We start from the raw sequence: 6861 nt of genomic DNA, 5'->3' as shown, positions 1-6861 counted from the left end.
GATGTGCGTGCTGCTGTGGCAGTGAGCGTCATCTTGCCATTATCAATCTCTGTGGCTTTTGTGATGATGAAAGAATATGGATTGTCTGCTAATCTTATGAGTCTTGGTGGCTTAGCCATCGCTATAGGTATTTTGGTGGATTCTGCGGTGGTAATGGTAGAAAATACTTTTGAGCGTCTTAGCCAAAACAAAAATTCACCCAAACTACACACAGTATATCGTGCATGTAAGGAAATTTCGGTTTCAGTCTTTAGTGGGATTTTGATTATTATCATTTTCTTTGTACCACTTTTGACTTTGCAAGGGTTAGAGGGTAAATTCTTTGTGCCACTTGCCCAAACAATCGTGTTTGCCCTTGTGGGTAGCCTCATATTGTCTATGACCGTCATTCCTGTGGTGAGTTCTTATGTATTAAAAGTAAAAGATCACAAAGAAACCGCACTTATTGTGTTTTTGCATAAATTATATGATCCATTGCTCAATTTCTCTCTTAATCACTTTAAGATAGTTTTTTTAAGTGCCATTGCATTTTTGGTCTTTTCTCTCTCGATTTTTCCTTACATAGGGACAGCTTTTATGCCTACATTGAATGAAGGTGATATAGTGGTAAATATTGAGGGTCCTCCATCTATTTCTTTGGAGCAAAATAAAGAAATTATGCTTTCTCTTCAAGAGCAACTTTTAGAGCGTGTGCCAGATATTAAAAGTGTGGTAACGCGTATAGGAGCTGATGAAGTGGGGTTAGATCCATCAGGTCCAAACCAAAGCGATGCCTTTATCTCTCTTAAAGCCCAAGAAGAATGGCAGGCTAAAAATCTTGATGAGATTCGCGATCAGATTCGAGAGGTAACCAATGATATGAAAGGAATGAATCTCGCGATTTTGCAGCCTATTGATATGAGAATCTCCGAAATGCTTACGGGGGTGCGCGGAGATTTGGCGATAAAAATCTTTGGGACAGAGATTGATAAACTCAATGCATTAAGTGAACAAATTATGGATATTTTGAAGGGCATTGATGGAGCACAAGAGACTTTTACTACCTTTAATAAAGGTGTAAATTATCTCCATATCACGCCGTATTCTCCGATAATGGCGAATGTAGGGATTCCTAGCGATGAGTTTGCAAAGTTTATGAAAAGCTCATTAGAGGGTATTATGGTCGAGTATATTCCACAAGGTGCAGCGCGAATCCCTGTGATTATCCGACAAAACAACGAGCTTAGCACAGATATTACGAAATTAAAAAGCTTAGAGATGAGTTCGCAAAATGGCTCACCAATTCCTATTAGCTCGATTGCAGAGATTGTTGAAGTTGATGGTCCTGTGCAAATCCAAAGAGAGGGTGCGCAACGCTATAATGTTGTTCGCACTAATGTGCGCGATAGAGACTTGGGAGGATTTGTGCAAGAAGCTCAAGAAAAAATTAGCGCACAAGTTCAGCTTCCAGATGGGTATAGTATTGTCTATGGTGGGCAGTTTGAAAACCAACAACGCGCACTTAAGCGACTTTCAACCGTGATTCCACTTAGTATCTTGGCAATTTTCTTTATTTTGTTCTTTACTTTTAAATCTATCCCACTTGCACTACTTATTTTGCTTAATATCCCATTTGCTGTCACAGGAGGGCTTATTTCACTCTTTGTATCTGGAGAGTATATTTCCGTGCCTGCATCTGTTGGATTTATCGCGCTTTTTGGTATTGCTGTGCTTAATGGCGTGGTAATGGTAGGTTATTTCTTGCAGCTTCTTAAACAAGGAAGGACACTAGAGGAATGTGTCGTGATAGGTGCTAGAAGACGCTTAAGACCTGTGCTTATGACTGCCTGTATCGCTGGGCTTGGACTTGTGCCGATGTTACTTTCAAGCGGTGTGGGTAGTGAAGTCCAAAAACCACTTGCTGTCGTGGTGCTTGGAGGGTTGGTAACTTCATCATTCTTAACCCTTGTGATGTTACCGCCACTATTTAGGTTTGTCGTGCGTAAGTTTGGCGTGTAGTTTTGTGATAGAGGAGAGATTATGGATGTGGAAATAGTGCTTGAGATATATTTTAGGTTTAATCTCAAAGATTCTATCGTGGATATGCTTTTAGATGATGGCTTTGATGATTTCTTTTATCATAGATGTTCTAAATATGCTTCTAGCTCTATGCTTCATAGCTCAATGGAGCAAGTGAGTGGCAGACAAGATTATGGTATGTTTAAAATTTCTCTTAGCGAAGATAATGCGAAATTTTTAGCCAACAAGCTTTTACAAGCTTTTGGCACAGATGATATTAAAATTTTTAAAAGTGGTATGCAACATTACAAGATTTAGTGTAATTTGCTTTTGATAAATTCACTAAGTCTTGCAAAATATGTCCAAAAGAGAGGGATAAAAAATGTCCCTATGAATGTTGCTACAAGCATGCCACCAATGACGCCTGTTCCTATGGCATGTCGGCTTGCTGATCCTGCACCGCTACTAATAGCTAGAGGCAATACGCCAATGCTAAATGCTAGAGATGTCATCACGATAGGACGGAATCTAAGTCTTGCAGCTTCCACGGCAGATTCTATCATGCCTAAACCTTCTTGTTCGCGTTTATGTTGTGCAAACTCTACAATCAAAATTGCATTTTTTGCAGCAAGGGCGATAAGTGTAATAAGTCCAATTTGGAAATAAATATCGTTATTTAATCCACGCAACCAAATGGCTAATGCCGCCCCAAACACTGCAAATGGCACGGCAGAGATCACTGCAAATGGCATAAGCCAACGCTCATATTGTGCAGCGAGTATCAAAAATACAAAAACCAATCCCAACACAAAGGCTATCATACCTGCCCCACTTGTGGCTTTTTCTTGATATGACATACCCGAATACGCAATTGTGTAGCCATCTGGTAAAACTTCTTTTGCGACTTCTTCAATCGCTCTAAGGGCATCACCGCTTGAGTATCCATCCGCGGTATTTGCATCACCCATAAGCTTGGCTGCTGGGAAAAGATTGAATCTATCAATAATATCGGTATTGACAATGCGTTCAAATTCTACAAGGGAGCTAATAGGCACAAGCTTCCCATCAGTTGATTTCACAAAGGCGCGACCAAAATCTTCAGGAGCTTCTCTAAATTGGCTTTGGGCTTGCACATAGACTTTATATGTGCGTCCATAGAGATTGAAATCGTTGACATAATAATTACCAAATGTGCTTTGCAAGACCGTAAATACATCATTTACATTGACATTAAAGGCTTTTGCCTTTTCTCTATCAAGTGTTACAAAATATTGTGGAATGCTAGTATCTAGCAAGGATCTTGCACCCTTTATCTCGGGGCGTTTGTTTGCTTCTGTTACAAGGAGTTTGGCATATGTATCTAAGTCTTTGGCACTACCACCAGTTCTATCTTGTAAATAGATTTCAAAACCTCCAGCAAGTCCTAAACCATTGATAGCAGGTGGATTCATCACAAAGGTTGTGGCATCAAGTGTTTGGTTAAATGCACCTGTGAGTGTTCCAGCGACACTAAAAGAATCTTCTCCTTGACCTTTTCTCTCACTCCAATCTTTGAGTTTAACAAATGAAGTAACCGCATGTGTTCTAGGTGCACTTGCAAGCATATCAAATCCCTCTATGAGAAAAAATGAACGTACATTGTGGTTATTATGTAAAATTTCTGCCATTTTTGTGGCTTGAGCGTCTGTGTAACTTAGGGCAGTCGCAGGTGGCAATGACATAAAGGCTATGAGTGTCCCTTTATCCTCTTGTGGGACAAGTCCGCTTGAGAGTTTCCAAAAAAGTCCGCCAGTTAAGCCTACAAAAACTGCAAACAATGCAAGTAGTAGTAATCCTCTGCGGATAAAATTACTCACACTCAAAGTAAATTTTTCGGTAAGCCAATCAAAAAATACATTGAATTTTTTTACTATTGCAAATGGTTTAGGTTCTTTTTTCTTGAGGATTAGTGTGCATAATGCAGGAGTAAGTGTTAAGGCTACAAATCCAGAAATGACAACAGAAACTACGATTGTAATGGCAAATTGTTTAAAGATTTCCCCTGCAAATCCACCGATAAATGCTACAGGGATAAACACCGCAGAAAGCACAAGCACAATGGCAATCACAGGGCTTTGCATTTCGTGCATAGCTTCAATAGTGGCATCTTTTACAGAAATTTCAGGGTGGCTATGCAAGATACGCTCGACATTTTCTATCACAATAATTGCATCATCCACAACAATGCCAATCGCAAGCACAAGTCCAAAAAGTGTAAGGAGGTTGATTGAAAATCCTAATGCATACATACCTGCAAAAGCCCCGATGATAGACACAGGGATCGCAATGACTGGGATAATAGTCGCGCGGAAATTTTGCAAGAAAAAATACATAATAATAATAACAAGCACAATGGCTTCTATAAATGTTTTAATCACTTCCTTAATCGATATACTCACAAAGGTTGTTGTATCGTGTGCTATGCCATATTGTAAGCCTTGTGGAAAGGTTTGTGAGAGTTTTTGCATTTTTTCCTCCACCTTTTTTGCCACTTCCATAGCATTTGCTCCAGGTTGCAAATATACTCCAAAGCCCACTGCGCTTTTACCATTGAATTTCTCTCTTACATTATAGCTTTCTGATCCAAGCTCAATGGTTGCAATATCTTTTAGTCTTAGACTTGAGCCATCGGAATTAGATCGTATGATAATATTCCCAAATTCTTGAGGTTTTATAAACCTACCTTGCGTATTGATGGAATAGGTAAAGACAATGTCTTGACGCATTGGTTCTTGTCCAAATTGTCCTACGGCAAATTGCGCATTTTGTTCTTGAACCACATTCGCGACTTCTGAAGGAGTGAGGTTGTTTTGAGAGAGTTTATTAAGATCTAGCCAGATTCTCATCGAATAATTTTGGGATCTAAAAGTTGAGGCATCACCTACACCCGGTACCCTTTTTAATTCATCAATGATGTTAATGCTTGCATAGTTAGAGATAAATAAATCATCGTGTGCAGGATTATCAGAGAAAAGCGTATACACGGTGAGTATTGTAGAGCTACGCTTTCTAACCGTTACTCCTAAGCGTTGGACTTCTTGAGGAAGTTGGCTTAAAACCGCTTGCACTCTATTATTGACATTGACTGTTGCCATATCAGGATTGGTATCATTAGAAAAATACACAGTGATAGAAAGCCTACCGCTTGATGAAGATGAAGACTTCATATAGAGCATACCTTCTACACCATTAATGCTATTTTCTAGCACACTCGCGACAGTGTTTGAAATAACTTCCGCACTAGCACCAGTATAGTTGGCAGAAACCACCACTTCCACGGGCGTTACTTGTGGATATTCTTCTGCAGGAAGGCTAAAAATTGCTAAAACTCCCACAAGCGTAATAATGATAGAAGTTACTATAGCAAATACAGGGCGATTAATAAAAAACTTAGAAAACATTAAAGCCTCCTAGTTGGCGCTTTGTGGTGCATTTTGTTGGGGGCTAATCTCGCTACCTTGTCGTAATTTTGTAAGATTGTTGGTAATGAGCATATCGCCATCTTGCAAACCACTTAGGACAATAACTTGTCCATTTTTGAGCATTTTACCAAGTGTAAGGCGTGTGATTTGTGCTTGATTATTTTTGGCTACATAGACATAGCTTCCTTGTGAATCTTGCAAAAGTGCTTTTTGTGGAATGGCTATGCTTTTTTGCGCTTTAAATCCTTTGAGATTCACACGCACAATTTCATTAGGTAGCAAAACATATGATTCGTTATTGACGATTGCTCTTGCTTTTATAGAGGCTGTTTGAGAATCTAACACGCTATCAAGAAAGTCAAGTTTGCCTCGGTTATCATAGACTGTATCATTGCCTAAGATAAATTCCACAATCACATTGTCTTTATCTAAGCCACGCATATAATAAAAATCCGTGCTAGGGATAGAAAATTCTGCATAAATAGGGCTAAGTTGTGTGAGTGTAGTGAGATATGTATCACCTCCACTGCCACTTCTTCCCACAAGATTCCCAACATCATAGCGTCTCATACCTATTCTACCGGTGATGTCCGCGGTAATTGTAGTATATTTCAAATCTACAAGTGCATCATCAAGGGACGCCTTTGCACTCTCAACATTGGCTTGTGCGGATTGGTAGTTATACATAGCATTATCATATTGATCGACTGTAAGAGCACCTTGTTTATAAAGTCTTTCTGTTCGTGTCCAATCTTTGTTTGCTTTCGTGAGATTTGCCAATGCAGTGTTATATTGAGCTTTTGCCATATTGACTCTAGCTTTATAGCGCGTAGATTCTATAGTAAAGAGTGTTTGTCCAGCTTGGACAATATCACCTTCAGTAAAGTTTTGTGTTAGCAAGATTCCCTCAATACGCGCATAAATATCCACGCTTTGCACACTTTTTAGTCGTGCAGGATATTCAAAATTCAAATCAAGATCTTGGCTTATGATTATTTGGGTATTGACAGGGAGAGCACCTTTTTTTTGTTGCTGTTCTTGTGAGCCACAACCTATCATTAACAACAAAAGTCCAAAAAAACCTATATATCTGTAATACTTCATTGACATCCTCCATACGATCTCATCATTTTGCAATTAATTTTGAGGGGGGTTGGTGTTAGATTCTAGTATAAAACTGCGGATTATAGCAAAAAATATTATTGTAAGTAAATATTACTATAAGAAAATCTTTGTATTGCTTGTGCTAGAATCTTAGGGAATGAGTGGGAATGTATAGCAAAGACATAGGAGAATATTTGTATATGAAGCGTGCTATTGTATTGGGTGGTGGCGGATCCAAGGGAGCTTATCAAATTGGTGCTTGGAAAGCACTAAGAGAGCTTGGTATAGAATATGATAT

5 protein-coding genes are annotated in these 6861 nt (G+C 39.0%); 3 read left to right on the top strand and 2 right to left on the bottom strand.

The genetic code is table 11. The features are described 5' to 3' along the window. Together C6H22_RS04080 and C6H22_RS04075 are read left to right on the top strand one after the other, a co-directional pair. Positions 1-1998: efflux RND transporter permease subunit (locus C6H22_RS04080; RefSeq protein ID WP_104694070.1), on the top strand; the 1998-nt coding region annotated here is incomplete at its 5' end. 21 nt (positions 1999-2019) lie between these two features. After that, positions 2020-2316 carry a DUF3240 family protein gene (locus tag C6H22_RS04075; RefSeq protein WP_104694069.1) on the top strand — a complete coding sequence of 99 codons (297 nt, stop codon included), beginning with the start codon at positions 2020-2022 and terminating at the stop codon, positions 2314-2316. Here C6H22_RS04075 and C6H22_RS04070 read toward each other — a convergent pair. Together C6H22_RS04070 and C6H22_RS04065 are read right to left on the bottom strand one after the other, a co-directional pair. Next, positions 2313-5438, bottom strand: coding sequence for an efflux RND transporter permease subunit (locus tag C6H22_RS04070; protein WP_104694068.1), 3126 nt, complete (start codon positions 5436-5438; stop codon positions 2313-2315). The genes C6H22_RS04075 and C6H22_RS04070 overlap by 4 nt on opposite strands. Before the next feature lie 9 nt (positions 5439-5447). Beyond that, entirely contained in the window at positions 5448-6563 is a 1116-nt protein-coding gene (locus tag C6H22_RS04065) for an efflux RND transporter periplasmic adaptor subunit (RefSeq protein ID WP_233707028.1), read from the bottom strand. 167 nt (positions 6564-6730) lie between these two features. Here C6H22_RS04065 and C6H22_RS09080 point away from each other — a divergent pair. Beyond that, positions 6731-6861 (top strand): patatin-like phospholipase family protein (locus C6H22_RS09080; RefSeq protein WP_324826073.1); only part of this gene is annotated, 131 nt, incomplete at its 3' end.

It is taken from the genome of Helicobacter equorum (assembly GCF_900198655.1).
Classification (GTDB): Bacteria; Campylobacterota; Campylobacteria; order Campylobacterales; family Helicobacteraceae; genus Helicobacter_F; species Helicobacter_F equorum.
Note: the sequence above shows the minus strand (reverse complement) of the source record. Positions and strands in the feature narration are given on the sequence as shown.